Below are 25,970 nucleotides of genomic sequence, written 5' to 3' on the forward strand. Positions count from 1 at the left end.
CGTGCCCCTCCACCAACTCGGTGCTCTCCGTGAGTGCGCGTTTCCCCCGCCCCTCCAGGAGGCAACGCGACGCGCGCCTCATCATTCCCCGGCAGGTGAGTGACAGGGCGATGATGGTGGAGGCGATCATGGGGCATGACCACCTGCAGCTCGGCATCCGTCGCAGTTCTCCGTGCCCCTCCACCAACTCGGTGCTCTCCGTGAGTGCGCGTTACCTCACCCCTCGCGACTCGCCGCTCCCATCTCCACCCCCCGGTTTCGGCAAGCCGAACAGCCAGCCCGAACACAAAACGGCGGCCTCCACGGGGAGACCGCCGTTTGCGAGCAAACAGAGCGGGCGACCGGACTCGAACCGGCGACGTCCAGCTTGGGAAGCTGGCATTCTACCAACTGAATTACGCCCGCGATGTGAAGGGAAGGTAGCGCGTGACAGCAGCCGTGACAACGGGGCGCGCCGAGGTTCCGGTCCAGCCCGTCAGTCCACGGCGGCGATCCAGTCCCGTGGCAGACGTCGAGAGGCCACCAGCATGAGCAGGCCGGCCACCCCGTAGAACGCCAATCCATAGGTGATGGCGACCCGCATGCTCTCCGCGCCATAGACGGGGGCGAGCCGGTCGGAGAGGAAGCCGAAGATCCACAACCCCACCCCCAGCCCCAGCAGGTTCACCACCAGCAGGAACAGCGCGCTCGCCGTGCTGCGCATGATCGCCGGTACCAGATGCTGCACGGCGGTCATCACCGGGCCCATCCACGCGAGGTTGAGGCCCGTGGGCACGAGGAACAGCACCCAGGCCAGCGCGGGCTCCGTGAGGTGCAACGCCAGCAGCAACAGCGGCAGCGCCACGGCGTAGCACACCGCCGGTGTTCGCGCGTACGCCCCCCGATCGCGCGGTCCCAGCCGGTCGGCCACAACGCCTCCCAGCCAGATGCCGGCCAGCCCGCCGAACAGCTGAATGGTGCCGTAGTAGACCGACGTCTGCGCCAGCGTAAACCCCTCGCTGCGCATGAAATAGCTGGGCAGCCAGAACCCGAGCCCATAGCCGCAGATGGAGGAACAGGCCGCGCCGAGGGACAGGAGCCAGAAGCTGGGCGTCGCGCACACGCGGCGTGCCACCGAGAAAAACGGTGCCGTTCCCGGTGGCACGCCCACCACACCGCCGTCCAGCCCGCCGCGGACCGGATCGGCCACCACCCACTTGAAGAGGGGAGCGAAGAGGACCCCCGCCGCCCCCACCACGAGGAGCGCCCATCGCCAATCAATCCAGGCCGCCATGAGTCCGCCGAACAGAATGCCGGCCCCCGACCCCAGCGGCACGCCGAAGCTGTACACGGCCAGCGCACGCGCCCGTTGCTCCCGCGGGAAGTAGTCGGCGATGAGCGAATAGGCCGGTGCCACACCGCCCGCCTCGCCAAGCCCCACCCCGACGCGCGCCAGGAACAGCGACCAGAAGCCGGTGGCCAGACCGCACAGCATGGTGAACGCACTCCATGCGGCCACGGCGGCGGTGATGATCCACGTGCGACTCACGCGATCGGCCAACCACGCGATGGGGACCGCCACGGTGCTGTACAGCAGGGCGAACGCCAGCCCGCCCATGAGCCCGAGTTGCGTATCACTCAGCCCCAGATCGGCCTTGATGGGCTCCTTGAGAATCCCGAGGATCTGCCGATCGAGAAAGTTGAACGTGTACGCCACGAGCAGCATGAGCAGCACCAGGGCCCGCCGAGGCGGTGCCGCGGTTGCGCCCTCTGCCGGCGGTTCGGTGTTCGCGCGATGCATGAGCGCAATGTGCGCAGACATGGTACGTTCCGGCCATGGCGAACCGGCCCCACCTGCTCGTAATCGATGCGCAGTCGCTTGCCGCCCGTGCCGCCCATGTGGCCGGCGACGACCGCACGGCCGGCGTGCGCCTCTGGTGCCAGATGGCGCGCGGCACGGCGTCGGACATCGGGGCAACGCACCTGATCGCGGCGTGGGACCACGACGGCCCCACCTTTCGCCACGCGCTGTTCGCCGGGTACAAGCACCGCCGGACGGGAGACACGCGCGCGCGGGTGGCGCCCATTCGCACGGCGCTCGAAGGGGTCGGGGTGACGAGCGTGAGCGTGGAGGGCTTCGAAGGCGACGATGTGGTGGCCTCGATCATGGCCGGCTTCCGCGCGGTGCTGCCGGTGACGCTGCTCTCGAACGACTCCGACCTGCTGCAGTTCGTGGACGACGACGTGCAGGTGGTGTCGTATGTGGGCGTGGGAAAAGGCACCGACGGGTTGCGTGTGCGGCGCTGGTGTGCGGCCGACGTGCACGAACGCTTCGGCGTGAAGCCGTCGCAGCTCCCCGATTTCAAGGCGCTGTGTGGCGAAGACGGTGACGACATTCCGGGCGTTGCCCGCATTGGCAAGGGCACGGCGGTGAAGCTGCTGCGCCGCTGGCAGTCGCTGGAGAAGGCACTCGAGGCGAGCGAGTTCGTGAGCCATCGCGACGAGACGGCGAAGCTGGCGGGGCAGCACGACCATGCCCGGCTGATGCGTCAGCTCACCACCATTCGTCAGGACGCGCCACTCCCGCTGTTCGACCTGGCGCGCTGCGCCCTCGAGGCGGTCTCGTGGCCGTCGGGCAGCACCACGCGCGGTCGCGGCGGTGCCCCCGGGAACGGCTCGGGAGCGGCGGCACCGGTAACGCGGACGGCCGCGGGTCCTGGGCTGGAAGCAATTCCGTGGCCCGAGTGACCGGAACGGGAAATCCCCGGCCCGCGAGGCGGACCGGGGATTCGAGAGCCACAGATCGGGATTGAACCGATGACCGCCCGATTACGAATCGGGTGCTCTACCACTGAGCTACTGTGGCGGTGACGCGACTGCACCAACACCTGCATGCTCTGGAGCGGACTCGAACCGCTACGCCTTGCGGCACCGCCCCCTCAAGACGGCGTGTCTACCAATTTCACCACCAGAGCGAGGGGCTCGGCTTGCGACCGAGTTTGTGCGACCTGCTCCTGCAACCTGCACCTGCTGAGCCCGAACAACGACGGGAGCGACGGGGCTCGAACCCGCGACCTCTCGAGTGACAGTCGAGTGCTCTAACCAAACTGAGCTACGCCCCCCAACACCACCAACACCTGCATCCTGCGCCGACTCTCGCGAGTCGAGTAGCTCCAACGGGAATCGAACCCGTCTCTCGACCTTGAAAGGGTCGCGTCCTAACCGATAGACGATGGAGCCGTAGATGTGATTCAGACCATCTGCCTGCAGCAACGTCCAGCGCATAGCGGTAACGGGATTCGAACCCGTGTTCCAGCCTTGAGAGGGCTGTGTCCTAGTCCCCTAGACGATACCGCCGTTGACAGTCGCCTTCGGCGAATGCCGACGGCGGAACAAACAGATACAGGCCCGGAGGGAATCGAACCCCCAACCGCCGGTTTTGGAGACCGGTGCTCTACCAATTGAGCTACGGACCTCCGGAGAGCGGCGATGGATCGCTGCCCGCCAGTGTGTTCAGGGTGACCGACGGGAATCGAACCCGCAACCCCCGGAACCACAATCCGGTGCTCTAACCGATTGAGCTACGGCCACCATGCTCGCCCGGGCCCGCCTGCGCCCGTTGCGATTTCCTACCGACGTGGCTCCGATCGTGACGATTGGAGCGGATTTCCGCAGGAGACGCCAAGAGTAACCGGAGAAAAGGCCAAATTCAAGGGCTGAACCCGGCCATTTTCTCCGTTCGCTCAATCCTTCGCGCGGTCGAGGTACTCGCCCGTGTTGGGATTGACGCGCACGCGCGTTCCCTGCTCCACGAACTCCGGCACGTTCACCGTGACGCCGTTCTCCAGCTTGGCCGGCTTCGAGGAGGCCGTCTTGGTCGCACCGCGCACCACCGGCGCCGTCTCCACGATCTCGAACACCATGGAGTTGGGAAGCTGGATGCCAATGGGACGCCCGTTGTAGTACTCGGCCAGAATCTTGAGCCCCGACTGCATCCACGGCGCCGAATCGCCCAGCGCCTCCTCGTCGAGTTCGATCTGGTCGTAGTTCTCGGCGTTCATGAAGTGGTACGAGTCACCACCCTGGTACATGAACTCCAGCTCGTGCGTTTCCATGTCCGCCTTCACGATCGTGTCGGCAGCACGGAACCGATGCTCGAAGCTCGAACCCGTGCGCAGGTTCTTCAGCTTCGCCTGCACCATCGCGCGCAGGTTGCCCGGCGTGTGATGACGGAACTCGATGACTCGACACGGATCGCCCTCGAACACGAGCACCATGCCACGGCGGATCTGCGTAGCGGAAAAAGCCATATCTACGGCACCTGCAAGCAGGAATGGAAAGCACGAACAGCGCGATGATCACACGACCTGCCCGGATCTCACGGGCAGCCTCAAAACGTAACCGGACGGATCGCGGGCTGGAAGTGTGAGCGCGCGCCCGCGGCCAGTTGACGCCACTACGGTGCCACCAGCTCCCTGAGCAGCGGCCCCATGGCGCCCCATACCGTGCCGGCCACCACCCGCGCCCCTTCGGCGTTGGGGTGAATGCCGTCGCCCTGGTTCAACCGCGCCACGCCGGCCACCCCATCCAGCAGAAAGGGCCAGAGCGGAACCCCGGTTTCGCGGGCGGCCCGCCCATAGGCGTCGTGAAAACGGCGGGTATAGGAGGCGCCGAGGTTCGTGGGAGCTTCCATTTGCACCAGCGCCACCTTGGCCTCGGGGCGCTGCGCCTTCACCATCTGCACCAGCTTCACCAGGTTGGCGTAGGTGCTGTCAGGGTCCACGCCGCGCAGGCCGTCGTTGGCCCCCACCTCCAGCACCACCACCGCCGCCGGCTGCTCCAGCACCCAGGAGGCGCGGCGCACGGCCCCGGCCGACGTTTCGCCGCTCAGCCCGGCGTTCACGATCGTCACGGGCAGCTGCGCCGAATCGGCCTTTGCCTGCAGCAAGGCGGGGTACGCCTGCTCCGGCGGCAACCCCAGCCCCGCAGTGAGACTGGTTCCCAGCAGGACCACCCGCCGCGGCCCCACCGCGGCGCCTTTGGCCCCCGCGGGTGTATTCTCCCCCACGGCGCGCGCGGCCACGGCAGACGTCGCGGAATCCGTTGGTGCGTCGCCGCCGTTGGTATTGGCAGCCGCCGCGTTCCCCGAAGCCCCGGTACCACACGCGCCCAGCAATCCCGCTCCGGCAAGCGTCACCACCATGGCGGCGGTGCGCCAGCGGCAGTGTCCCTCTTCCCTCTTCTGTCTTCGCATGCTCGTTGCTCGTGGGTTGACCAAGGAATATCTGAGCGGCACCCAGCGCCTCACGGTGCTGCGTGACGTGTCGTTCGAGGTACCGGCCGGGGCGTTCGTCTCCATTGTCGGCCCCTCCGGCAGTGGCAAGACCACGCTGCTCGGCCTGCTCGCCGGTCTCGATACCCCGTCGAGCGGCACGGTATCCCTCGACGGCGAGGATTTCGGCCGCCTCGACGAAGATGCCCGCGCACGCCTCCGGGGAGAGAAAGTTGGGTTCGTCTTCCAAAGCTTTCAATTGATCCCCACCCTCACGGCGCTCGAAAACGTGCAGGTACCGCTCGAACTCGCCGGGCGCGTCCCGGTCCGTGAGGCGGCGGCGCGTGCCCGCGACCTGCTCGCGCGCGTCGGGTTGGGCGACCGCACGCACCACTTCCCGCAACAGCTCTCGGGCGGTGAGCAGCAGCGCGTGGCCCTCGCGCGCGCCTTCGTGAACGACCCCAAGATCCTCTTTGCCGACGAACCCACGGGCAACCTGGACGGTGCCACCGGTGAACGCATCGTGGAGCTGCTGCAGGCGCTCAACCGGGAACGCGGCTGCACCATCGTGCTGGTCACGCACGACGTGACGCTTGCGGCGCGCACGCAGCGGACCATTCGCCTCAAGGACGGCGTGATGGTGGAAGACGTGCACCACACCCCCGCATGACCGTCCAGACCCTGCTCCGGCTGGCGTGGCGCGAAAGCCGTACGGCGCGTCGGCGGCTCGCGCTCTACATGTCGTCCATTGCCTTCGGCGTGGCGGCGCTCGTGGCCATCGACTCCTTCGCCGGCAACGTCACGCGCTCCATTCGTGACCAGTCGCGCACCCTGCTGGGCGGCGACCTGTCGCTGCAGGCGCGGGCGAAGTTCCCCGCCGTCATCGACACCCTCACCGATTCGCTGCGCACCGCCGGCGTCCCGGCCTCGCGCGTGACCACCTTTGCCTCCATGGCGCTCGCCGAGCCCTCGGGGGGCACGCGCCTCGTGCAGGTGCGGGCGGTCTCCCCGGGATATCCGTTCTACGGCGCCATCGAAACGGTCCCCGCCAACGGCTGGTCGCGGGTGCACGACGATACGCTCGTGTTCGTCGACGCCTCGCTGCTCATTGCGCTCGACGCCAAGGTGGGAGACCGGCTCAAGCTGGGACAGCAGCCGTTCACGATCGGCGGCACGCTGGGCAACGTCCCCGGGGATGCCGGCATCACGGCGGTGATTGGCCCGCGGGTGTACGTGTCCGACCGGTGGCTCCCGCAAATGGGCCTGCTGTCCTTCGGCAGCCGCGCCGAATACGAACTGGTGCTCAAGCTGCCCGCGGCGCAGGCCACACCCAAGCCGGCGGCGCAGGTGGCCCGCGCCCTGCGCCGGCGCATCGACCCGGTGGACGCGGCCCGCATCGAGGCCGCGGAGGCCCGCGGCGAACGGGAGCGCAACGCGCCCGGCGGCGAGGGGGAAGCGGGCGCGCGTGACACCGCATCCGCAGCCGCAGACAGTGCCGCGGCGGCGCCGACCGCCACCACGGCCTCCCGCACCCGCGTGCGCGTCCGCACCGTGGCCGATACCGAACGGGAGTTCACCGAAGCGGTGGCGCGGCTCGCCGACTTCCTCAGCATCATCGGGCTCATTGCCCTGCTGCTGGGGGGCATTGGCGTGGCGAGCGGGGTGAACGCCTTCGTCTCGGCCAAAATCGACACCGTCGCCGTCCTGCGCTGCCTGGGCGCCACGAGCCGCCAGGTGCTGGCGCTCTACGTGGTGCAGGCCGCCGCCATGGGGCTGGTGGGCGCCATCGCCGGCGCCGCCCTGGGGGTGGCCGTGCAGTTCCTTCTGCCGCAGGTCATGGGGGATTTCCTCCCCGTCGACGTGACCATCGCGCTCGAGCCACGCCCGCTGCTGCTGGGGCTGGCCACCGGGGTGTGGGTGTCGCTGGTCTTTGCGCTGCGCCCGCTGCTGGCGCTGCGCCGTGTGTCGCCGCTGCAGGCCATTCGCCGCAATGCCGATCCGGCGGCCCTGCCCAGCGAGTGGAAGGATGGGGCGCGCCTGCTGGTGGACGCGCTGCTCGTGGGCAGCATCGTGGCCATCGTGCTCTCGCGCGTCGAATCGCTGCGCGACGGCCTCGCCATGACCGGCGGCATTGTGGCGGTCGTGCTCATCCTGTGGCTGGCGGCCACCGCACTCATTGCCCTGGCGCGACGCAGCACGCACCCCTCGTGGCCGTTTCCGTTGCGGCAGGGCATCGCCAATCTCCACCGCCCGGCCAACCAGACACGCGCCGTGACGCTGGCTCTTGGCTTCGGCGCGTTCCTGCTCAGCACCGTGTACCTGGTGCAGGCCAATCTGCTGGGACGGCTGCAGACCACGGCCGATGCCGCCGCCGGCAACCTGCTGCTCTTCGACGTGCAGGACGATCAGGCGGCGCCCCTCGACTCCATGCTGCGCGTGCGTCAGCATCCCATCGTGCAGCAGACGCCCATCGTGACGATGCGCGTGGAAGCGATCAACGGCACATCGGTTACCAAGCTGCAAGGGGACAGCACCGTGCGGCGCGCCGGCTGGTCGCTGCGGCGCGAGTACCGCTCCACCTATCGCCACGACATGCAACCGTCGGAAAAGCTGGTGAGCGGCACATGGTTCCCCGATTCCGCCGCGCTCGCGACGCAGCGTGCCGCCGACCCGTCGCGCCCGTTCCTGCTCTCGCTGGAGCAGGACGTGGCCGGCGAGATGGGCGTGACCCTGGGCGACACCATCACCTGGAACGTCCAGGGGGTTCCCGTGACCACCGTGCTCACCAACACGCGATCGGTGAACTGGGGGCGCTTCGAAGCCAACTTCTTCGCCGTCTTCGAACCGGCCGCGCTGCGCCGGGCCCCGCAGCAGTACGTGATCGTGGCCAACGTGCCCACCGGGGCGCCGCTCGCGGAGATTCAGCGTGACATCGTGCGACGGTACCCGAACGTCTCCAGCCTCGACCTGACGCTGGTGAAGCAGACGATCGGCGCCATCGTCGATCGGGTCACGCTCGCCATCCGGTTCCTCGGACTGTTCTCCCTCGCCATGGGCATTCCCGTGCTCTTCAGCGCGGTGGCCGCCACACGCCGGGCGCGATTGCGTGAGGGGGTGCTGCTGCGCACCCTCGGCGCATCGCGCACGCAGGTGGCACGCGTGCTGCTCGCCGAGTACGGCGCGCTGGGGGCTCTGGGCGCCCTGACCGGCATGGTGCTCAGCTTCGGCGGCGCGTGGGCCATCACCACCTTCGTGTTCGAGGACCCCTTCGATCCGGCCGTGGGCCCCACGCTCCTCATTGCCGGCGGGATGCTGCTGCTCACCATGACGATCGGCCTGCTCACGTCGCGCGACGTCTACCGTGAGACGCCCATGATCGCCATTCGTGAACCGGGGTGACCGGTCAGCGTGCTTCCACGAGGCCGTAGGCGTGCAGTTTGCCGTCCTTCACGGCCACCCACACGCGGGCGCCACGCATCCCCTGCAAGGAGGCCGGCAGGGGCACACGCTGCAGGGTACCGCCGTCGGTGAGACGCACGGTGCGCGCGTCCACCACGACACCGTCAAAGGCCGGCACTTCATTGAAGGCGCGCACCACGTAGTCGGACACGACGAGATCGCGCGGGGTGACGCGCACACCGCGCACCATGATCTCGCTCCCCACGAGCTTGCTGATGCCCGCGGTCGCCATGCCGCTCAGCGTCACCACGGTGGTGCCGGCGCGCAGCACGACGCTGCGCGTGGGCCCTGCGCCTTGCCAGACGAGCAGCCCGCGCACACTGTCGCCGCGCGCCCGGTCGCTGCCGGTTGCCCCGCCGGTGAGGCGCGAGGCGAACGCGCGCGCCATGGAGTCCCCGCGCGCCTGCGCGCGCCGGGACATGGTGCCGCCGGGAGTGCTGGCATCCTCCACGGCGCGGCGCGCGGCGCGCGCGGCAAGGGAATCGGAAGCCATGGCGAGAGAATCCTCGGGCACGGTGTCCCCCATCCGTCGAGCGAACTCGGCGCGTGACGCGGCACGCATGGAGTCGAGCACGAGCGGGGCGCGATCGGCCTCCCGGAGAATCTCACCACCACGGAAGGCCAGCGTATCGAGCCCCTCCACATCCCCGGAGACGCTGACCTCACCGGAACCGCACGCCCCCAACGCGATGACCGCACACGGTACCACCCAGGCGAGGCGGCCGGCCATGCTGCGCGCGAGCACACCTGCGGCGCCGGCTGGCACACCCGTGGCGACCTCCGCTTTCCGCTTCATCGTGAACTTCATGCAGTGGAAGCTACGATGGGTGACCATACCGTCAACGCGGCAAGTCGCCATATTTGTTGATGGCGCGCGCGATCAGGTTGCAACGACGACCGTTCTGCCGTGCGCCCCCGTGCAACCTGTGATCCACCCTGCACAACCGTCACGCTCCCGGCCCATTCACGGTTTACGGGGTGACGTCGATCGTTACAGCGCGTCAACCAAGGCATGGCAGACTTCCCATCCGATCGCCCCGTGGCGCGCCCCGAGCGTGACGCGTGGCCGCACGACAATCACCGCGGGCTGAGCCTCGCGGAGGCCGGCGACTGGGCGGAGGCCGCCGAGGCATTCGCCAGTGCGGCCGATTGTCTCGCGCGCAGTCTGCCCGATGATCGAGCCCTTGCCGGGGAGTCGCACCTCGAACCGCTGGCGTTGGTGCTTGGCAACCTCGCGCAGGCCTGCTTCCGCCTGGGGCGCCTGGATGAGGCGCTGCGCCATGCGCAGCGCGCCTGTGCCTTGCGCGTGGCCATCACCGGCGAAGATGGCATGCCCGTGGCGCGCACGCGCATGGATATTGCCGTCATGCTCGCCAGCGGTGGGCGCCTCGACGAAGCCACTGCACTTATCCAGCGGGCCATCGCCGGCATCGAACACCGGGTGGGTGAAGAAGATGAGCGCCTGGCTCCGGTGCTCGAGAACGCCGCCCGCATTGCCCTGGCGTCGGGGCAACCTGCCAACGCCGAGCCGCTGCTGCTACGTCTGCACGCCCTGCTGGACGCGCACGATCGGTCAACCGCCAGTGCCGACCTGCTGCTGGCGCAGGTCGCGGCAGTGCGCGCACATCAGCGGGCGGCCGTGGCCGTGCCGGCGGCGGCGCCGGAACGCGTCGTGGCGGCAGTGCCGGAACGCGTCGTGGCGGCGGCGCCGGAACGCGTCGTGGCGGCGGCGCCGGAACGCGTCGTGGCGGCAGCGCCGGAACGCGTCGTGGCGGCAGCGCCGGAACGCGTCGTGGCGCCGGCGCCGGCACCCGTGCCCGCCGCGGTTCCGGTGGAAACGCCCGTGTCGTCGGCGTACGTGGACGGCTTCGACGATGCCTCCCCACGCGTGTATGCGCACGCGAGCATCACCGATCGCGCGGACTGGGAAGACCAGCCACTGCGCGATGCGGTGGTCGTGACCGACCACTTGCTGCGCATCACGCCAACCGGGGTGCCCGTGGTTCCGACAACGGCACTGCTCGAACCGCCCGATCTCGCCGTGAACGACGAGACGGTCGACGAGGCCGAGGCGTTGCACGACCCCATCGACGTGCCCGACGCGCTCCCCGCGCACTCGCTGCGGGACCCCGTGACCGAGCGGCTGCCCTCGGTGGATCCCGTGCTCGAATCCGAGGCGGACGGCGATGCGTCGATGGCCGACGACGAGGCCGCCGTGGTGCAAGCGGCACCCATCTCGCCGCCGGAACCCACCGCCGAAGCCGCCATGACTCCGGCGCCAGCGCGTTTCGCGCCCACGCCGGCGGGAGGGCAGCAACCGGTGGCGCGTCCCCCTGAGGCACGCGTGGTGCTGCCCGAGCCCACCGAAAGCCCGGGCCATCACCGACTCATCGCCATCGTAGCGGCCGTCGTGGCCGCTGCGGCCGCCGGCGGCGCGGCGGCATTCTTCCTGCTGCGCTGACGGAGCGTCCGCGGGCGCGCGGGTGCGCGTCAGTTCTTGTGGCGGAACGTGATGCGACCGCGCGTGAGGTCGTAGGGGGACACCTCGACCGTGACGCGATCGCCGGCCAACACGCGGATCCGATTGCGACGCATATTTCCGGCGAGCGTCGTCAGTACTTCATGGCCGCTCGGCACCGTCACCCGAAACGTGGCATTCGGCAACAACTCGGTGACGGTACCCTCGAGTTCAATCGCGTCCTGCTTCCCCATGTATGCGTCGATCCTGTCCCCTTCGGTGGGACCGGCCCGGGAGTCGTGCCGGCCATGACGGTGACAAAGATATGATTTTCCCTGCGCGAGGCCAGCGGAGGGTACCCCGTGGGACATGATGCCGAGAGCGATGTCCTGCTCGTTGGCCCGGGGTGGCTGGGCGCACCGGCCGCGGCGGCGCTGGCTGCCGCCTCGCCCGCGCGGCGCGTCTGGACGGCGTCACGCACCGACCGGCCGGCGCCGGCGGGCTGTCACGCCCTGACCGCTGACGTGACGCGCGGCATGGACGACCCGGCCTTTGCCCGCGCGCTCGCCGCGCCGCTGGCGGCGGTCGTCGTGTGCGTGGCCCCGTCGCGTGCGCGTGGGGACAGCTATGCCGTGTATCCGGCCGCTGCACGCGGGGCGGCCACGATCGCCGCCGCGCTGGGCGCCGAGGCGCTGGTCTACGTCTCGAGCACCGGCGTGTACGATCGTCACGACGGCAGTGCGGTAGATGAGCGGACGCTCATTGCGCCAGCCAACGACCGGGTGCGGGCGCTCTTCGATGCGGAGCTCACCGTGCTGGCGACGGCGGCGGCAGGCTGTCGGGCCACCGTGCTGCGCGCGGCGGGGCTGTACGGACCGGGGCGGGATCCCGGCCCCCGTTTCGCCGCCGGATCCGTTGAGCCGGACACGTGGTGCAACTTCTCCTGGCGCGACGATGTCATTGCGGCCATGCGGCACGTCCTGACGCTCCCCGCCGCCCATGCCGGCACGATCTACAACTGTACCGACAACACGCCGGTACAGGCCGGAGCCATCACGCACGCCCTCACCGGGCTCCAGGCGGCCGTCACGGAGATGCCGGTCGAGGACAGTGCGGTCCGCGCCGGACGCAGCAACCAGCGCATCAGCAGCGCCGCACTGCTGGCCACCGGCTGGCGCCCCGCCATGCCCACCGTGTTCGATGGCCTGCGGGCTCTGGGGCACGCCCTTCCGGGGCACGCCCTTCCGGGGCACGCCCTTCCGGGGCACGCCCTTCCGGGGCACGCCCTTCCGGGGCACACCCTTCCGGGGCACACGGCGTGAGCGCACAGCCCTATGGCCCCAATACCGCCGGCGTGCGCCGCTTTCTCGTGCAGCTGGCGGGGTTGGGGAAGGAAGACCGCGGCCTCGTCGTGGCGCGCTACGCGCAGGCACGCACCACCGTCTCGTGGCGCGCGGCGGAGCAGCACTTGGCCACGGCGATCGCGCGCAGCGGACGCGAACCGCAGCGGGACGCCCTGACCGGGCCGCTGCTGCAGCTGGTGCGCCCCGTCAACGCGCCGGCCCCGGCCACCGACGACGATGCGCTGGCGCTCCTGGATCCGGTGGCGGAGCCGGCGCTGGCCGCCCTGCTGGCACTCCTGGTCGAGGAGCTGTTGCCACCGGAGGCGGTGGAGACGCTGAGTGCCCCGTTCGCCGGCGTGATCGCGCGCCGCTAGCGCCGCGCACACGCCGGCGCCCGCGTCACGACACGGTGTCGGCGCGCGGTTCGGCGTCGAGGGTGAAGCGCGGGATCACGGCGGTGAAACCGGAGCCGTCGTCGCGCACGAAGCGGTAACTGCCTTCCATCCAACCGTTCGGCGCCTTGAGCACGCAGAAGGAGCGGTACTCGTGCACCTGGCCGGGGAGCAGATGCGGCTGCTCACCCACGACGCCCTCGCCCTCGACCTCCGTATCTCCCGCGGCTTCATCGTGAATGAGCCAGCGACGGGTGCGCAACTGCGCCGCCTGCTCCCCCACATTCTCGATGCGAATGTGGTAGGCGAAGACGAACTGGCCAAGCAGCGGGTTGGAACGCTCCTTGAGATACCTCGGGCGCACCGTGATGCGGATGCCCGCGGTGATGCGATAGTAGAACGGGACGCGCTCGCTCATTGGAACCGTCCAGTGGGCGCAGTGGTGGGTCGAGTCACGATGGGTAGCGACACCGGGGGGCTTTCCGTGCCGACCCGGTTGAGCGCCGACACCGTGACCTTGGTGGGGACCACCCCGGAGGGGATGGGCCAGTGGGTCGTCGTCCCCGGCAATATCATGGTAATCCATGCCGAGTCCGTGCGCAGCCGCACCACCCACTGCCACGGTGCCGTGCGCCCCTGCGGCGTGAGGCGCAGCGTGGTGGCGCCGGCCTCCCGCGCAAGCCGGAGGGCTGGCGTGGGCGGCGGCGGCGCCTTGAGCCACGGCGTGGGCGGCGGCAGCGCCACGGTGGCGTACGGCCCCACCAGCAGCGTGTCGTTCATGCCCGCCTGATTTTTCAGAAACGACGTCATGCTGAAGTGCACGTTCCCCGACGCCCCCGGCTGCAGCCGGGTAAGCCGAATCTGCTCCACGAGATCGCTCACCGGAAAAGCGGCGGCCCCCGGCAGCCCCGCTCGCGAGGCGTAGTTCCCCGGCCAGAGATGCCGCTGCATGATGTTCTCCGTGGCCCACCAGTCGAGCAGCACGGGATAAGCCTGTCCCACCTTGGTGGTGGGCCAGTACAGCTGCGGCGTGAAGTAGTCCACCCACCCTTCGCGCAGCCACTTCCGCGCGTCGGCATAGAGCTTCTGATAGGCGTCGAAACCGCGCACCGACGCCGGATACCCGGGACGCCAGATCCCGAAGGGGCTGATGCCGAAGCGCACGTGCGGCTTGGCACGGTGAATGGCCGCGTCGAGTTCCCGCACGAGCGTGTTCACGTTCTCCCGTCGCCAATCGTCGCGCGACAGCGCGCCGCCTTTCGCCCGATACTTCTTCCAGCTCGCCGCATCGGGGAACGGGAGCGGCCGCCCCCGTCGGTCATTCTCCGGATAGGGGTAGAAGTAGTCGTCGAGATGCACCCCATCCACATCATAGCGCTTCACCACATCCACGATGACGCGCACCGTGCGTGCCCGCACGGCGGCCTCTCCGGGATCCATCCACCAGTAGCTGCCGTACTTCTTCACGAGCGACGGGTTCGTGCGCCGAATGTGCGAAGCGGCAGCCGCAGAACGCCCGCGGACGAAGCCGGCGCGATAGGGATTGAACCACGCGTGCAGCTCCATGCCGCGGGCATGGGCTTCCTTGATCGCGAAGGCGAGCGGATCCCACGACGGCGAGGGCGCCCGCCCCTGCACTCCCGTGAGAAACTCCGACCACGGCTCGATGGACGACCGGTACAGCGCGTCCGCCGCGGGGCGTACCTGGAAGATCACGGCATTGAGCCGCAGCGCTTCCGCGCGATCGAAGAGTGTGCGCAGCTCCGCCTGCTGCTCCGCCACCGATAGCGTGCGCGCCGAGGGCCAGTCCATGTTCCCCACCGTGGCCACCCAGACGCCACGAAACTCCCGCAGCAACGGTGGGGCGTCGGCGCTGGCCGCGGGGCTGGGGGCCGTGTTGGCCCCAGCCTTGGCAGCGGCATTGGCTTTGGCCGGTGGGGACGCCGCCGGGCGCGGCGCCGTCTCGGGGCGCGGCGCCTCCGGCACCGCCGCTGGCGCGGCGGCGCCACGGTCGAGGGGCGGGACCGCCGGCGTGAGTCCGGTGCGGCAGGAGACGCTTCCCAGCAGCAGCAGCGACGCCGCCGGCCAGACGCCCGCGCGCCACGACCGGGCGCTCATGACGTGTGCGCGCCCGGCGATCGGGGCTCGGCGGCGAGCATCGCCGACAGTACCACACCGGCGCGGCGGGCCGCCTCGGCAATGCGGGGGCCGTCCTGGATGAACGAGATGCGGAAGAACCCTTCACCACCCGCGCCGAATCCGGAGCCGGGCATGGCAATGACCCCCTGCTCTTCCCGCAGTCGGTCACAGAAATCGGCGCTCGCGATGCCTTCGGGGAGCGGGATCCACAGGTACATCGTGGCGGCCGGTGACTCGCACGAAAACCCGTTGGCCCGAAACGCCGCCACGGCGGCATCTCGCCGTTGGGCAAAGACGGCGCGATTGCGCGGGACGAACTCGCCCCAGCTTTCGATGGCTGCCACACCAGCCGCCTGGATACCGAGATACTGGCCGGTGTCGGTGAACGACTTCACCTTCGTGAGCGCGCCGGCAATCTCCGGCTTGGCCACCGCCCAGGCGCACCGCCATCCCGTCATGTTGTACGTCTTCGACAACGAGTGGAATTCGATGGCCACGTCACGGGCGCCATCGATCTCGAAGATGCTGGGCGGCACGTAGCCGTCGAAGCCCATCTCCGAGTACGCGTTGTCGTACACCAGCAGGATGTCGCGCTCACGGCACAGCCGCACCACGTGCTCGAGGTAGGCGCGTGGCGCAATGGCCGCCGTGGGATTGTTGGGATAGTTGAGATACAGCACCCGCGTGCGCGCCAGCACGTCGGCCGGGATTTCGTCGAGATCCACCAGGAACTCCGTGCGCGGCCGCAGGGCATACACATACGGCGTGGCATCGCTCATGAGCGCGCCGCCCAGATAGGCCTGATACGCCGGGTCCGGAATGATGGCCACATCGCCCGCCCCGAGATACGCGAAGGCGATGTGTGCCAACCCTTCCTTGCTGCCGAGCAGGGGAACGACCTCGGTCAGGGGATCGACACGGTGCCCGAAGCGCGTCTGCATCCAGCCACTGATGGCTTCCCGAAAGGGCACGTGCCCGAGGCCGAAGCCGTAGCGCTGCATGGCTGGCACCTCGGCCGCGGCCTGCAACGCCGCCACGGCGCCAGCGGGCGGCGGGAGATCGGCGTCGCCCGCGCCCAGGTCGATGACATCCACGCCCGCCGCCACGAGCGCCTTCTTGCGCGCCGGAATGTGCGCGAGCGGATAGACCGGGAAGGCCGAAAAGCGCGAGGAGAGGCGCGGCATCAGGACGTGGGCGGACTGAACTGCGCGTGCTGCGCGTCGATCCAGCTCTGATGGTACCGCGGATCCTCGATCGACAGCGCCGCCTTGGCCACCTTGAGCGGCCGGAAGCTGTCCATCATCACCGCGAGCTCGTTGGTGTACTTGGCCCCGATGCTCGCCTCCGCCCGCCCCGGATGCGGCCCGTGCGGCAGCCCATCGGGGTGATGCGTGATGGAGCCGTACTCGATGCCCTTGCGGCTCATGAACTCGCTCGACGCGTAGAAGAGGACTTCGTCGGAGTCCACGTTGCTGTGATTGTACGGCGCCGGCACCGCCTCCGGATCGAAGTCGTAGGGGCGCGGGCAGAAGCTGCAGATCACGAACCCGTCGCCCTGAAACGTCTGGTGCACCGGCGGCGGCTGATGGATGCGCCCCACGATGGGCTCGAAGTCGTGGATGTTGAAGATCCACGGGTAGAAGTAGCCGTCCCACCCCACCACATCGAACGGGTGGTGATCGAGCACCAGTTCGTTGAGCGCGTCGTACTGCTTCACCACGATCGGGAACGCGCCCTTCTCGTCGCGCGGCTCCAGCAGCATCGGGCGACGGATGTCGCGCTCGCTGAACGGCGCGCCTTCGAGCAACTGCCCGAAGTCGTTGCGATACCGCTTGGGGAACCGGATGTGCCCACGGCTCTCCATGACGAGGAACTTGCTGGGCCCCTGGCCGGGGTCGAGGCGCCAGCGATGGGTGATGTTGCGGTGAATCACCACGTAGTCGCCGGGCCGATACGGCAGGTCGCCGAACACCGACTCGAGCACCCCGTGCCCTTCCACCACGTACACCACTTCATCCGCCTGCGAGTTGCGATAGAAGTGGCCGTCGGTGACATCGGGCTCCACGTACAGCATGCCGATGTCGCTGTTGAAGAGCAGCGGCAGGCGATCGAGCGTGGGCGACCCGCCGCGGGCGACGCGCGACGTGAGGAAGTGGCGATGCCGCAGCGACGTGTCGGTGTCTTCTTCCCACCGCAGGTCGCGCAGCTTGCGCGCCGACAGGACCGTGGTGGGCGGATGCGTATGGTACAGCAGCGACGACGTGCCGACGAACCCCTCGTGTCCCATGAGTTCTTCGGCATAGAGGCCGCCGTCGGGACGCCGGAACACGATGTGGCGCTTGCGCGGGATGGCCCCGAGCTGATGGTAGATGGGCATGATCGGCTCGGAAGGTCAGAGATTGCCGCGCAGTGCCTGCTCGCGCTCGATGCTCTCGAACAGCGCCTTGAAGTTGCCCTTGCCGAAGCTCGTGGCCCCCTTGCGCTGAATGATCTCGAAAAAGAGGGTGGGGCGGTCTTCGACGGGCTTGGTGAAGATCTGCAGCAGATAGCCATCGGGGTCCCGATCGACGAGGATGCCGAGGCGGGCCAACTCGGCCACCGGTTCATCGATGTGCCCCACACGCGCCTGCAGCTCGTCGTAATACGACGTGGGGATCGACAGGAACTCCACCCCGCGGTCGCGCAGCGCCGTGACGGTGGCGAGGATGTCATCGGTGGCCAGCGCCAGATGCTGCGCGCCGGGACCGCCGTAGAAGTCGAGATACTCCTCGATCTGCGACTTCTTCTTTCCCGAGGCCGGCTCGTTGATGGGGAACCGGATCTTGTCGTTGCCGTTGGCCATCACCTTGGACATGAGCGACGAGTACTCGGTGCTGATGTCGCTGTCGTCGAAGGTGATGAGGTTGCGGAAGCCGAGCACGGTGGCGTAGTACGCCACCCAGTGGTTCATGCGCCCGAGCTCCACGTTGCCAACACAATGGTCGACGTACTTGAGGCCCACGCTGGCCGGCTGATATTGCGGCGTGACCGGACGGAAGCCGGGGAGGAAGACCCCCTCGTAGTGGCGACGCTCGACCAGCGAGTGGATGGTGTCGCCGTAGGTCCCGATGGCCGCGAGCACCACCGTCCCGTGTTCGTCACGCATCTCGGTTGGCGGCTGCACGGGGATCGCGCCGCGTGAGAGCGCCGTCTCGTAGGCGAGCCGGGCGTCATCCACCCAGAGCGCGTAGTCCCGGACCCCGTCCCCGTGCCGGTGCACGTGCGCGGCGATGGGCGACTCGGGGGACAGCGCCGTGGTGAGGACGAGGCGGATCTTCCCCTGCTGCATCACGTAGCTGGCGCGGTCGCGCACCCCGGTTTCGGGGCCGCGATACGCCACCAGGGAATAGCCGAAGGCGGCGCGATAGTAGTGGCTCGCCTGTTTGGCGTTCCCGACGTAGAACTCGACGTAGTCGGTGCCGTTGATGGGGAAGGCGTCCTGTTCGGCGCCCGTTTCGGGAAGCGTGAGCGTGGCCATGCGTGCCCCGGCAGAGTGAAGGACGATGAGGAAGACAACGCGAACAGGCGTGCGCCCGACCGGGGCGTCACGCGGCGTGCACCAACCTCTCGACTCTCAGATATGAGAACGGGGCAACGCGCCGATCCACGCGCGCTGCCGCTGATCCTCTGCCGGCGGGCTCAGACTCATGACACTAACCTAAGGGGTAACTGCGGGGTTGGCGACGGGCCTCCGGGGGGACGGCGACGCCCCCGGGAGCTGCAAGGCCGGAAGATCCCGAAACAATGCGAGCGCGGCCGGGTTGGCGAGGGCATCCACGTTCTTCACCGGGCGCCCATGGATGACCTCGCGCACGGCCAGCTCCGTAATCTTGCCGCTGATCGTGCGCGGCAGGTCACCAACGGCCACGATCACCCTGGGGACATGATGGGGGCTGGCGTGCTCGCGGATGCGGTGGCGGATCTCCTGCTGCAACGTCTCCGTAAGGTCGTGCCCCTCACGCAGCCGCACGAAGAGCACCACGCGGGAGTCGCCTTCGCCGATCGTCTGCTCCACGACCAGCGACTCCACCACCGCGGGGATCTGTTCGACCTGCCGGTAGATCTCCGCGGTGCCAATGCGGACCCCGCCCGGATTGAGCGTGGCATCGCTGCGGCCGTGAATCACGAGTCCGTCGTGCGGCGTGATTTCCGCCCAATCGCCGTGGCGCCACACCCCGGGAATCTGTTCGAAGTAGGCGGCGCGATAGAGCGCCCCGTCGGGATCGTTCCAGAAGGCCACGGGCATGCTGGGAAACGGCTTCGTGCACACCAACTCTCCCGGCACGCCGCGCACGGCCACCCCCTGCTCATCGAACACCTCCACCGCCATGCCCAACCCGCGCATCTGCAGTTCGCCGCGATGCACCGGCCCCGTGGGATCTCCCAGCGCGAAGCAGCTGACGATGTCGGTGCCCCCGCTGATGCTCGACAGGCGAACCCCCGAGCCCACGGCGCGCGCCACGTAGTCGTAGCTGTGCGAGGCCAGCGGGCTGCCGGTGCTGAGCACCGCCTTGAGGGCCCGCAGATCGGCACACTCGCGTGGAACGACTCCCTCCTTCTCGCACATGGCCAGGTACTTCGCACTCGTGCCGAAGACGGTCACGCGCTCCGCCGCCGCCATACGCCAGAGGATGGTGGGGTCCGGCGCCAGCGGCGCCCCATCGTACAGCACCACCGTGGCGCCAAGGGCCAGCCCTGACACCAGCCAGTTCCACATCATCCACCCGCAGGTGGTGAAGTAGAAGAGCACATCACCGGCCCGCAGATCGGTGTGCAGCGCCAGCTCTTTCCAATGCTGCAGCAGCGTGCCGCCGGCCCCGTGCACCATGCACTTGGGCAGGCCGGTCGTTCCGCTGGAGTAGAGGATGTACAGCGGGTGATCGAAGGGGAGCCGCGCGAAGCGCGGCGTGTGCTCGTGGCCGTGGGCCGCCAGCACATCGGGGAACAAGACGGCACCGGGCACCGTGTCGAGCGAGGGCGCCGCGTGCCGATAAGGCACCACCCACACCGCCGCCAGCGACGGGATGGCCGCCGCGATTTCGCGCAGCCGTGGCAGGCAGTCGATGTCCTTGCCGGCGTAGCGGTAGCCATCGGCAGCCACGAGCACCGTGGGGGCGATCTGTCCGAAGCGGTCGAGCACCCCTTTGGTGCCGAAATCGGGGGAGCAGCTGGACCACGTGGCGCCGATTGCCGCGGCGGCAAGCATGACGACCACCGTTTCCGGCAGGTTGGGCATCCACCCGGCCACCCGGTCGCCGGGGCCGACCCCCAGGGCGCGCAGTGCCGCCGCGCACTGCGCCACCTGCGCGGCCAGCTCGGCATACGTGATGCGGCGCTGTGCGCCTTGTTCGTTCCACGCCACCAGCGCCACCCCCTCATCCCGGCGGCGCAGCAGCTGTTCGGCAAAGTTGAGGCGCGTGCCGGTGAACCACTGCGGCCCGATACGGCCCTGTGGTCCGGTGTGCGGCGGCTGCATGACGTCCCCCTGCTCGAGGACGGCGCGCCAGGGGGCGTGGGCCGGCCCCGGTCCATCGGCCATGACGTCAGCGGCCTGCCACACGGCCGCCCAGAACTCGGCGAGGTGCTCCACCGACCAGCGTTGCAGCGCGTGGGCGTCGTGCACCTCCGCCGGTACGAGGCCGCGCGCAATCAGTCCCTCGCGAAAGCGCGTGAGCTGTGCCGTGGCCACATCAGCCGCAGCGGGACGCCAGAGTGGCAGATCGTCAGCAGGCACGGTGCACCAGAAAGTGCCGGAGAAAGGGTCAGGTCAGCATCGGGCGAGGGAACGGCGCGCCCCCCGAATGCTCGCCAGCGCGCACGCGGCGCGCCAGCGGATGGGGTGAGGAGCGCCGTAACGTCGCCGGTACGCCACCAAACGCCGGGGGACACCGGTGGGGCGTCAGCGTCATCCCCAGCGCACCACGGTGGCGCACAGATCACGGCCCGCGCCCGCGCCGGCGAGCACCACGACGTCACCGGTCGCCAGGAGGCCGCGCGTGACGGCATCGTCGAGCGTCAGGGGGGTGCAGGCCGAACCGGTGAAGCCAAGGGCGGATCTCGTGCTGTGGACGCGCGCCATCTCCTCCCCCAACGCCTCCATGATCGCGGCAACGGCACCGTCGCCGATCTGCGCCCAGAGCCAGTGCTGCACCATGGCCGGCTCCAGGCCGAAGCGCGCCAACAGCGCACGCAACTGGTCGGCACAGGCCTCCACCGGCAGCGGTGGCGGCATGGGGCCGGTCCAGCGCAGACGATTCTGAATGCCGGCGTCGATCACCGCGTGCGTGACCGGCGTGCGGCTGCCACCGGCGAAGATGCCGAAGGTGTGCACGTCGCGCGCGGAGGTGCGCACGTCGCTGCCGAGCACGCCCACGGGTGCGCCCGCGCTCGTGCGGTGGCCGTCACCGTCGTTGTCGCGCTGCCCCACCTCGAGCAGGAGGGCACCGGCGCCGTCGCCAATGTACGGCACTGTGCGGTGGTCATGCCCATCGAGGTACTTGGAGAGGGTGCTCGCGCCCACCAGCAGCGCCCGCTGCGGTGCCGACGCGCCGGCAAGGTACCCCCGCACCACCTCCAGCGCCGGGAGAAAGCCATCACCAGACGCGGTGAGGTCGAATGCCGGTACCGCGCGCATCTCGAGCCGTTCCTGCAGCACCGCCGCCGTGGCGGGCAGAATGTACTCCGGCGTATCGGTGGCCACGACGAGCAGATCGATGTCCGCTGCGGTGAGGCCGGCACGCTCGAGCGCCTGCAGCGCGGCTTCCTCGGCCAGGTCGACGGTGCTCTCGTGCGCGGCGCACCAATAGCGGGACCACGCCGTGTCGCCGGCATCCGGCCCGAGGGGTAGCGCGGCTGGCACCATGCGCCGCACCGCCTCGGCGTCGATGAGACGCGATGGCAGGGCACGTCCGGTGGACGTGATCGTAACGGAGTGGGATACGGTCATGCGCCAGGACGGTGTACGGAGGGTCGGGGCGAGGGGGACGTGCGCGGGGTCGGCGCCGTGCGGGTGCCACGGGCCGCTTGGTCACCTGCCTAAACTTCACCGGATGACCACCCCGCGCACCACCAAGGAATGGTTGACGGCCGGCACGCCACCGGAACGCCGCCAGCGTTCGCTGTGGGTGCAGGTGCTCGTGGCCCTGACCTCCACGACGGCACTGGTCGGCACGGTGGCGCTGGTGGCTGCGGCCGCCATCGTGCCCCCCATTGGCGCGCGGCGCATGGCGCGGGATGCCGCCCTGGGGGAAGTCGAGTCGGCCATGGCTCCCGGCGAACGCATCGTGGCGCAGGCGTTCGCGTCGCAGCGCCGATGGACCGACATGTGGCGCGAGTCGTTCGGCGTGGTGGTGGCCACCGACCGACGGCTGCTGTATGTGGGTGCGCCCCCCACACCGCTGCTTCGGCCGCGCGACGACGGGCCGCTGGCGTTGCTGGTGGAGAGCTATCCCTACGACGCGGCGTTCACATTGGAGCCGCGGACCATCTTTCGCGGGCGCGGGCGCGGGCTCGTCCTGCGCACCCCCGGTGCACGCGTGGACTTCATCGTGGATGACGCCTCGTGGCCCGAGGCAGAGCGGGTGGCGCAGGCCAGCGCGCGCGCGCGCGGCGCGGCCACGCGGGAGCAGCAGGAATCGGAAGGGACCGCGCGCAGCGCGCCGCGCCCCATGGACGAGTACGTGTCGCACATCGTGCGACGCGGCGAAACGCTGACCGGGCTCGCCCGGCGCTACCGCACCTCGCCGGACGTGCTGCGCCAGCTCAACCGGCTGGGGCAGGACGACATCACGGTGGGGCAGCGCCTGCGGGTGCCCAAACCGGCACCGGGCGATACGAGTACCCGCTAGCCGTTACTGGCCGAGGACGATGGCAAAGACGAGCGGCGCCACGATGCTGGCATCGGACTCGATGATGTACTTGGGCGTGTCGATGGCCAGCTTGCCCCACGTGATCTTCTCGTTCGGCACGGCGCCCGAGTAGGACCCGTACGACGTGGTGGAGTCGCTGATCTGGCAGAAGTAGCCCCACAGTGGCACCTCGGTGCGCTGCAGATCCTGATGCAGCATGGGCACCACGCAGATGGGGAAATCACCGGCAATGCCGCCACCGATCTGGAAGAAGCCGATGGTGGTGTCCTTCGTCATCTGCGTGTACAGGTCCGCCAGGTACATCATGTACTCGATGCCACTGCGCACGGTGTGGACATTCTTGATGTCCCCTTCCATGCAGTGCCCCGCGTAAATGTTGCCGTTGGTGCTGTCTTCCCAGCCCGGCACGATGATCGGGATGTTCTTCTCGGCCGCCGCGACCATCCACGAGTCCTTCGGATCGATCTGGTAGAACTCCTTGAGCTTCCCGCTGTTGAGGATGCGGTACATGAACTCGTGCGGGAAATAGCGCTCGCCCGCCCGGTCGGCGGCCTGCCACTCCTCGAGCACGGCCTTCTCGATGCGCCGGATGGCCTCGGCCTCCGGAATGCACGTGTCCGTCACGCGATTGAAGTGCTGATCGAGCAGCTTCTGCTCGTCGTCGGGCGTGAGGTCGCGGTAGTTGGGAACGCGGGCGTAGTGATCGTGGGCCACGAGGTTGTAGATGTCTTCCTCGAGGTTCGCCCCCGTGCACGTGATCAGGTGCACCTTGTCCTGCCGGATCATCTCGGCCAGCGAGATGCCCAACTCCGCCGTGCTCATCGCGCCGGCCAGGGTGATCATCATCTTGCCGCCCTGGTCGAGGTGGCGGATGTACCCGTCGGCCGCGTCGATGAGTGCCGCCGCGTTGAAGTGCCGATAGTGGTGACGCAGAAACGCCGTCACCGGCGCGGAAGTGGGCTGGGCCATGGAAGAGTCGGGTTCTGACGATGCACGGTGCTCCCACACCGGCAGCGGTGCCGGTGTGGTGCCGTTGGCAATCTAATCAGTCCCGAGTGGTGGGCGCCGACGGTGTGCGTACCAGCAACCACATGGCGACGGCCCCCAGCACCGCGGCAACCGTGGCGGCACCGTTCATGGCGGCTCCGAGGGCGCCTGCCCCCAGGATGATCGCCGGCAGCGCCGCACCGCGTGCGGCATCGTGCGGCGAGTGCTCAACCGCAGCGCGCGCGCGTGCCTCCCCCCAGCCGGTACCGTTGAACGCACTCGACCGATCTGCGCCTGCCGAAACGTCCCAATCCGTCGGCGTCGTGCGCACGCTGCCGTGCGGAACGAAGGCGCCGAGCCCCTGGCCGGGGAGCGGAACCGCGCTTTCCAGCGGCTCCTGCGCCCGTTCCAGGGCCCTGGTCGCGGCGGTTTCCGCCAGCAGTGACAGCCCGAGACGCACCGGCACGAGCGGCCCCTGCTCCACCTCGTGGGTGGCCACGCCGTCCACACCCGCCGCGCGTCGGGCGCGTATCGCGGCGGCGCCGGTGGCGGGCGTGCCTCCAGCCCGGTCATCCATGACCGTCGTGACCGGCGCCATCGGACCCGGGTCGCCGGCAGCACCCGCCACCAGAACTGCGAGGAGCGCGCGCGCCGCCGGGGGCACGGTGGCGCCGTGACGCCGCAGCAGGCGCTCCGCTGCGGTCACCGCCGCGGTCACCTCCGGGGGTGGCGACGCCGCGCGAGAAAGTGCCGCGCGCGACGGTGCCGCAGGAGACGGTGCCGCAGGAGACGGTGCCGCGGGAGACGGAGCCGAGGGAGACGGAGCCGCGGGAGACGGAGCCGCGGGAGACGACGCCGCGGAGGCGTCGGCCATGCTTCGCCCCCGCCGCAGTACCGGAACCAACTGCCGGACCAGCGTGTGCAGCGGCGCCGGACTGTCGGGCGTGCTTGGCCGTGCCCCGCTGTCGATGGGCATGGGCACGCCGTGGTGCCGCGGCTCGTCGACGGCATCCGTCAGCGCAAGCAACAGCTGTCGACTTGCGTGCGCCTCGGACGGCGTACAGGCGCTGGCGAGTGTTCCGCCGGCCGAGCAGGCACGGAGCAGCGTGCGCAGATGGTGCTGCAACGCAGGGGCGTCCTCATGTCGGAGCCGGGCGCCCAGGCGCGCGAAGGCGCTCGTCACCATGTCGCCGTCCGGGGCGCCGTCCAGGGCGCCGTCCGGGGCGCCATTGCCGGCCACCTCGGGGTGGAGCGTGGCCTCGGCGCGTTCGGCCGCGACCGGTTCCGCGTGAGTGGTCGCACTGGTGACCGCCCGGGCCACGCTGCGGTCGCGGTCGCGGCCGGCCGTGCGCACCGCCGTGCGCGCCCATGCCAGCGCCGGGTGCTCCGGCACGTTGGCCGCGAGGACGGACAGGAGGGCAGCCGCGTCGTCTGCGTGGCCCTGTCGGGCCAGCAGGAGCGCCTGCTGCGCCAGCAGTACCGGGTCGGCAGGGGTGCGCTCGAGCGCCCCGTGCAGCGCCGCACGCGCCCCCGAGAGGTCACCAACCATGGCGCGCGCGACCGACTGCAGCAGCCGCAGCGCCCGTGAATCGGGCTGCGCCTCCAACCCCTGTCCGGCCACGCGTTCGCCCTCGAGCGGATGCCCCAGCACGGTGAGTGCGCCCGATCGCAGGTACCAGCCCTCTTCGCTGTCGGCGGCTCCAGCCCAGATGGTATCGAGGACGGCCAGGGCCCCCTCCGGCTGGTGCTGGAGCAGTTGGCGGCGTGCGCTCTCCAGCCCCATTTCCATCGCCACGGGGGGCACCATCTCCCGCGTCTCCACGGCATCGCCAATGGCGAACAGCGCGTCGAGCGGCACCCCACTCCGCCCCAGAGGCGTGGTGGTGGGGGAAAGTCCCGTACCGGTGCGCTGGACCGGTACCACGGCGCGCGATGGCACCGCCGGCCGCACGGCGGCGGACGGCGGAATCGGGACGCCACTACCGGCGCCGCCCGTTCCGGCGACTTCTGAGGCCATGCGTCTTATATCGGCCG

21 protein-coding genes and 8 tRNA genes are annotated in these 25,970 nt (G+C 69.5%); 7 read left to right on the plus strand and 22 right to left on the minus strand.

Annotated features, from left to right (window positions below):
- Nucleotides 1-332: 332 nt before the first annotated feature.
- A tRNA-Gly gene (locus LW840_RS03405) sits at nt 333-405 on the minus strand.
- 70 nt (nt 406-475) lie between these two features.
- Nucleotides 476-1,780, minus strand: a complete 1,305-nt coding sequence (locus LW840_RS03410) for an MFS transporter (RefSeq protein ID WP_345780901.1) — start codon at nt 1,778-1,780, stop codon at nt 476-478.
- 35 nt (nt 1,781-1,815) lie between these two features.
- On the opposite strand from LW840_RS03410, the gene LW840_RS03415 reads away from it, so the two are divergent.
- A complete protein-coding gene (locus LW840_RS03415) occupies nt 1,816-2,727 on the plus strand; it encodes a 5'-3' exonuclease H3TH domain-containing protein (RefSeq protein WP_291263837.1) in 912 nt (303 codons plus the stop codon).
- Nucleotides 2,728-2,773: 46 nt separating this feature from the next.
- Here the strand turns inward: LW840_RS03415 and LW840_RS03420 are convergent.
- From LW840_RS03420 to LW840_RS03460, 9 genes are all read right to left on the minus strand, one after another.
- Nucleotides 2,774-2,845: transfer RNA gene (locus LW840_RS03420), tRNA-Thr, on the minus strand.
- Between the two features lie 27 nt (nt 2,846-2,872).
- Nucleotides 2,873-2,954, minus strand: a tRNA-Leu gene (locus LW840_RS03425).
- Nucleotides 2,955-3,026: 72 nt separating this feature from the next.
- Nucleotides 3,027-3,101 (minus strand) — tRNA-Asp (locus LW840_RS03430).
- Between the two features lie 46 nt (nt 3,102-3,147).
- Nucleotides 3,148-3,219 (minus strand) — tRNA-Glu (locus LW840_RS03435).
- Nucleotides 3,220-3,263: 44 nt separating this feature from the next.
- Nucleotides 3,264-3,336 (minus strand) — tRNA-Glu (locus tag LW840_RS03440).
- 46 nt (nt 3,337-3,382) lie between these two features.
- Nucleotides 3,383-3,455 (minus strand) — tRNA-Trp (locus tag LW840_RS03445).
- A 41-nt stretch (nt 3,456-3,496) separates the two neighbouring features.
- Nucleotides 3,497-3,570 (minus strand) — tRNA-His (locus tag LW840_RS03450).
- 152 nt (nt 3,571-3,722) lie between these two features.
- Entirely contained in the window at nt 3,723-4,289 is a 567-nt protein-coding gene (gene efp / locus LW840_RS03455) for an elongation factor P (RefSeq protein WP_291263836.1), read from the minus strand.
- Nucleotides 4,290-4,435: 146 nt separating this feature from the next.
- Nucleotides 4,436-5,233, minus strand: a complete 798-nt coding sequence (locus LW840_RS03460) for an arylesterase (protein ID WP_291263835.1) — start codon at nt 5,231-5,233, stop codon at nt 4,436-4,438.
- On the opposite strand from LW840_RS03460, the gene LW840_RS03465 reads away from it, so the two are divergent.
- The gene (locus LW840_RS03465) at nt 5,232-5,921 is read left to right on the plus strand and encodes an ABC transporter ATP-binding protein (RefSeq protein ID WP_291267488.1); all 690 of its coding nucleotides are present in this window, start codon (nt 5,232-5,234) and stop codon (nt 5,919-5,921) included. The two genes, LW840_RS03460 and LW840_RS03465, sit on opposite strands and share 2 nt — an antisense overlap.
- Nucleotides 5,918-8,650: an FtsX-like permease family protein gene (locus LW840_RS03470; protein WP_291263833.1), complete on the plus strand. Its 2,733-nt coding sequence runs from the start codon at nt 5,918-5,920 to the stop codon at nt 8,648-8,650. Before LW840_RS03465 ends, LW840_RS03470 begins: the two co-directional genes overlap by 4 nt.
- Before the next feature lie 4 nt (nt 8,651-8,654).
- Here LW840_RS03470 and LW840_RS03475 read toward each other — a convergent pair whose 3' ends face one another.
- On the minus strand, nt 8,655-9,518 hold the full coding sequence (locus LW840_RS03475; RefSeq protein WP_291267490.1) for a hypothetical protein: 864 nt from the start codon (nt 9,516-9,518) through the stop codon (nt 8,655-8,657).
- A gap of 204 nt (nt 9,519-9,722) precedes the next feature.
- On the opposite strand from LW840_RS03475, the gene LW840_RS03480 reads away from it, so the two are divergent.
- Nucleotides 9,723-11,171, plus strand: coding sequence for a tetratricopeptide repeat protein (locus LW840_RS03480; RefSeq protein WP_291276408.1), 1,449 nt, complete (start codon nt 9,723-9,725; stop codon nt 11,169-11,171).
- Nucleotides 11,172-11,200: 29 nt separating this feature from the next.
- On the opposite strand, the gene infA is transcribed toward LW840_RS03480, so the two are convergent.
- Complete coding sequence (gene infA, locus LW840_RS03485) at nt 11,201-11,422, minus strand: translation initiation factor IF-1 (RefSeq protein ID WP_291263830.1); 222 nt, start codon at nt 11,420-11,422, stop codon at nt 11,201-11,203.
- Nucleotides 11,423-11,530: 108 nt separating this feature from the next.
- Here infA and LW840_RS03490 point away from each other — a divergent pair, with 108 nt between their 5' ends.
- Together LW840_RS03490 and LW840_RS03495 are read left to right on the plus strand one after the other, a co-directional pair.
- Entirely contained in the window at nt 11,531-12,490 is a 960-nt protein-coding gene (locus LW840_RS03490) for an NAD-dependent epimerase/dehydratase family protein (protein WP_291276409.1), read from the plus strand.
- Nucleotides 12,487-12,885 (plus strand): hypothetical protein, encoded by a 399-nt coding sequence (locus LW840_RS03495; RefSeq protein WP_291263828.1) that lies wholly within the window; start codon nt 12,487-12,489, stop codon nt 12,883-12,885. The genes LW840_RS03490 and LW840_RS03495 overlap by 4 nt, the downstream gene beginning before the upstream one ends.
- A gap of 25 nt (nt 12,886-12,910) precedes the next feature.
- Here LW840_RS03495 and apaG read toward each other — a convergent pair whose 3' ends face one another.
- The 7 genes from apaG to LW840_RS03530 form a co-directional block, all read right to left on the minus strand.
- A complete protein-coding gene (apaG, locus tag LW840_RS03500; protein ID WP_291263827.1) occupies nt 12,911-13,321 on the minus strand; it encodes a Co2+/Mg2+ efflux protein ApaG in 411 nt (136 codons plus the stop codon).
- Nucleotides 13,318-15,021, minus strand: a complete 1,704-nt coding sequence (locus LW840_RS03505; RefSeq protein ID WP_291276410.1) for a family 10 glycosylhydrolase — start codon at nt 15,019-15,021, stop codon at nt 13,318-13,320. The genes apaG and LW840_RS03505 overlap by 4 nt, the downstream gene beginning before the upstream one ends.
- Complete coding sequence (locus LW840_RS03510; protein WP_291267495.1) at nt 15,018-16,226, minus strand: aminotransferase class I/II-fold pyridoxal phosphate-dependent enzyme; 1,209 nt, start codon at nt 16,224-16,226, stop codon at nt 15,018-15,020. Before LW840_RS03510 ends, LW840_RS03505 begins: the two co-directional genes overlap by 4 nt.
- The gene (locus tag LW840_RS03515) at nt 16,226-17,419 is read right to left on the minus strand and encodes a homogentisate 1,2-dioxygenase (protein WP_291276411.1); all 1,194 of its coding nucleotides are present in this window, start codon (nt 17,417-17,419) and stop codon (nt 16,226-16,228) included. The genes LW840_RS03510 and LW840_RS03515 overlap by 1 nt, the downstream gene beginning before the upstream one ends.
- Before the next feature lie 15 nt (nt 17,420-17,434).
- Nucleotides 17,435-18,559: a 4-hydroxyphenylpyruvate dioxygenase gene (gene hppD, locus LW840_RS03520; protein ID WP_291263823.1), complete on the minus strand. Its 1,125-nt coding sequence runs from the start codon at nt 18,557-18,559 to the stop codon at nt 17,435-17,437.
- A gap of 180 nt (nt 18,560-18,739) precedes the next feature.
- Nucleotides 18,740-20,815 (minus strand): acetoacetate--CoA ligase, encoded by a 2,076-nt coding sequence (locus LW840_RS03525; protein ID WP_291267497.1) that lies wholly within the window; start codon nt 20,813-20,815, stop codon nt 18,740-18,742.
- A 171-nt stretch (nt 20,816-20,986) separates the two neighbouring features.
- Nucleotides 20,987-22,027 carry a 3-oxoacyl-[acyl-carrier-protein] synthase III C-terminal domain-containing protein gene (locus tag LW840_RS03530; protein WP_291276412.1) on the minus strand — a complete coding sequence of 347 codons (1,041 nt, stop codon included), beginning with the start codon at nt 22,025-22,027 and terminating at the stop codon, nt 20,987-20,989.
- 103 nt (nt 22,028-22,130) lie between these two features.
- Here LW840_RS03530 and LW840_RS03535 point away from each other — a divergent pair, with 103 nt between their 5' ends.
- Nucleotides 22,131-22,928: a LysM peptidoglycan-binding domain-containing protein gene (locus LW840_RS03535; RefSeq protein WP_291263820.1), complete on the plus strand. Its 798-nt coding sequence runs from the start codon at nt 22,131-22,133 to the stop codon at nt 22,926-22,928.
- 3 nt (nt 22,929-22,931) lie between these two features.
- On the opposite strand, the gene LW840_RS03540 is transcribed toward LW840_RS03535, so the two are convergent.
- Nucleotides 22,932-23,918: a deoxyhypusine synthase family protein gene (locus LW840_RS03540; RefSeq protein WP_291267500.1), complete on the minus strand. Its 987-nt coding sequence runs from the start codon at nt 23,916-23,918 to the stop codon at nt 22,932-22,934.
- A gap of 76 nt (nt 23,919-23,994) precedes the next feature.
- Nucleotides 23,995-25,953 (minus strand): hypothetical protein, encoded by a 1,959-nt coding sequence (locus LW840_RS03545; RefSeq protein ID WP_291276413.1) that lies wholly within the window; start codon nt 25,951-25,953, stop codon nt 23,995-23,997.
- Nucleotides 25,954-25,970 lie beyond the last annotated feature (17 nt).

This window comes from Gemmatimonas sp. (genome assembly GCF_021298855.1).
Classification (GTDB): Bacteria; Gemmatimonadota; Gemmatimonadetes; order Gemmatimonadales; family Gemmatimonadaceae; genus Gemmatimonas.

Excerpts from the sequence above, each read along its gene's own strand:
- LW840_RS03410 (WP_345780901.1), bottom strand. The coding sequence starts at position 1,780 with ATGCATCGCGCGAACACCGAACCGCCGGCAGAGGGCGCAACCGCGGCA.
- LW840_RS03415 (WP_291263837.1), top strand. The coding sequence starts at position 1,816 with ATGGCGAACCGGCCCCACCTGCTCGTAATCGATGCGCAGTCGCTTGCC.
- efp (WP_291263836.1), bottom strand. The coding sequence starts at position 4,289 with ATGGCTTTTTCCGCTACGCAGATCCGCCGTGGCATGGTGCTCGTGTTC.
- LW840_RS03465 (WP_291267488.1), top strand. The coding sequence starts at position 5,232 with ATGCTCGTTGCTCGTGGGTTGACCAAGGAATATCTGAGCGGCACCCAG.
- LW840_RS03460 (WP_291263835.1), bottom strand. The coding sequence starts at position 5,233 with ATGCGAAGACAGAAGAGGGAAGAGGGACACTGCCGCTGGCGCACCGCC.
- LW840_RS03470 (WP_291263833.1), top strand. The coding sequence starts at position 5,918 with ATGACCGTCCAGACCCTGCTCCGGCTGGCGTGGCGCGAAAGCCGTACG.
- LW840_RS03475 (WP_291267490.1), bottom strand. The coding sequence starts at position 9,518 with ATGAAGTTCACGATGAAGCGGAAAGCGGAGGTCGCCACGGGTGTGCCA.
- LW840_RS03480 (WP_291276408.1), top strand. The coding sequence starts at position 9,723 with ATGGCAGACTTCCCATCCGATCGCCCCGTGGCGCGCCCCGAGCGTGAC.
- infA (WP_291263830.1), bottom strand. The coding sequence starts at position 11,422 with ATGGGGAAGCAGGACGCGATTGAACTCGAGGGTACCGTCACCGAGTTG.
- apaG (WP_291263827.1), bottom strand. The coding sequence starts at position 13,321 with ATGAGCGAGCGCGTCCCGTTCTACTATCGCATCACCGCGGGCATCCGC.
- LW840_RS03505 (WP_291276410.1), bottom strand. The coding sequence starts at position 15,021 with ATGAGCGCCCGGTCGTGGCGCGCGGGCGTCTGGCCGGCGGCGTCGCTG.
- LW840_RS03510 (WP_291267495.1), bottom strand. The coding sequence starts at position 16,226 with ATGCCGCGCCTCTCCTCGCGCTTTTCGGCCTTCCCGGTCTATCCGCTC.
- LW840_RS03515 (WP_291276411.1), bottom strand. The coding sequence starts at position 17,419 with ATGCCCATCTACCATCAGCTCGGGGCCATCCCGCGCAAGCGCCACATC.
- hppD (WP_291263823.1), bottom strand. The coding sequence starts at position 18,559 with ATGGCCACGCTCACGCTTCCCGAAACGGGCGCCGAACAGGACGCCTTC.
- LW840_RS03530 (WP_291276412.1), bottom strand. The coding sequence starts at position 22,027 with ATGACCGTATCCCACTCCGTTACGATCACGTCCACCGGACGTGCCCTG.
- LW840_RS03535 (WP_291263820.1), top strand. The coding sequence starts at position 22,131 with ATGACCACCCCGCGCACCACCAAGGAATGGTTGACGGCCGGCACGCCA.
- LW840_RS03540 (WP_291267500.1), bottom strand. The coding sequence starts at position 23,918 with ATGGCCCAGCCCACTTCCGCGCCGGTGACGGCGTTTCTGCGTCACCAC.
- LW840_RS03545 (WP_291276413.1), bottom strand. The coding sequence starts at position 25,953 with ATGGCCTCAGAAGTCGCCGGAACGGGCGGCGCCGGTAGTGGCGTCCCG.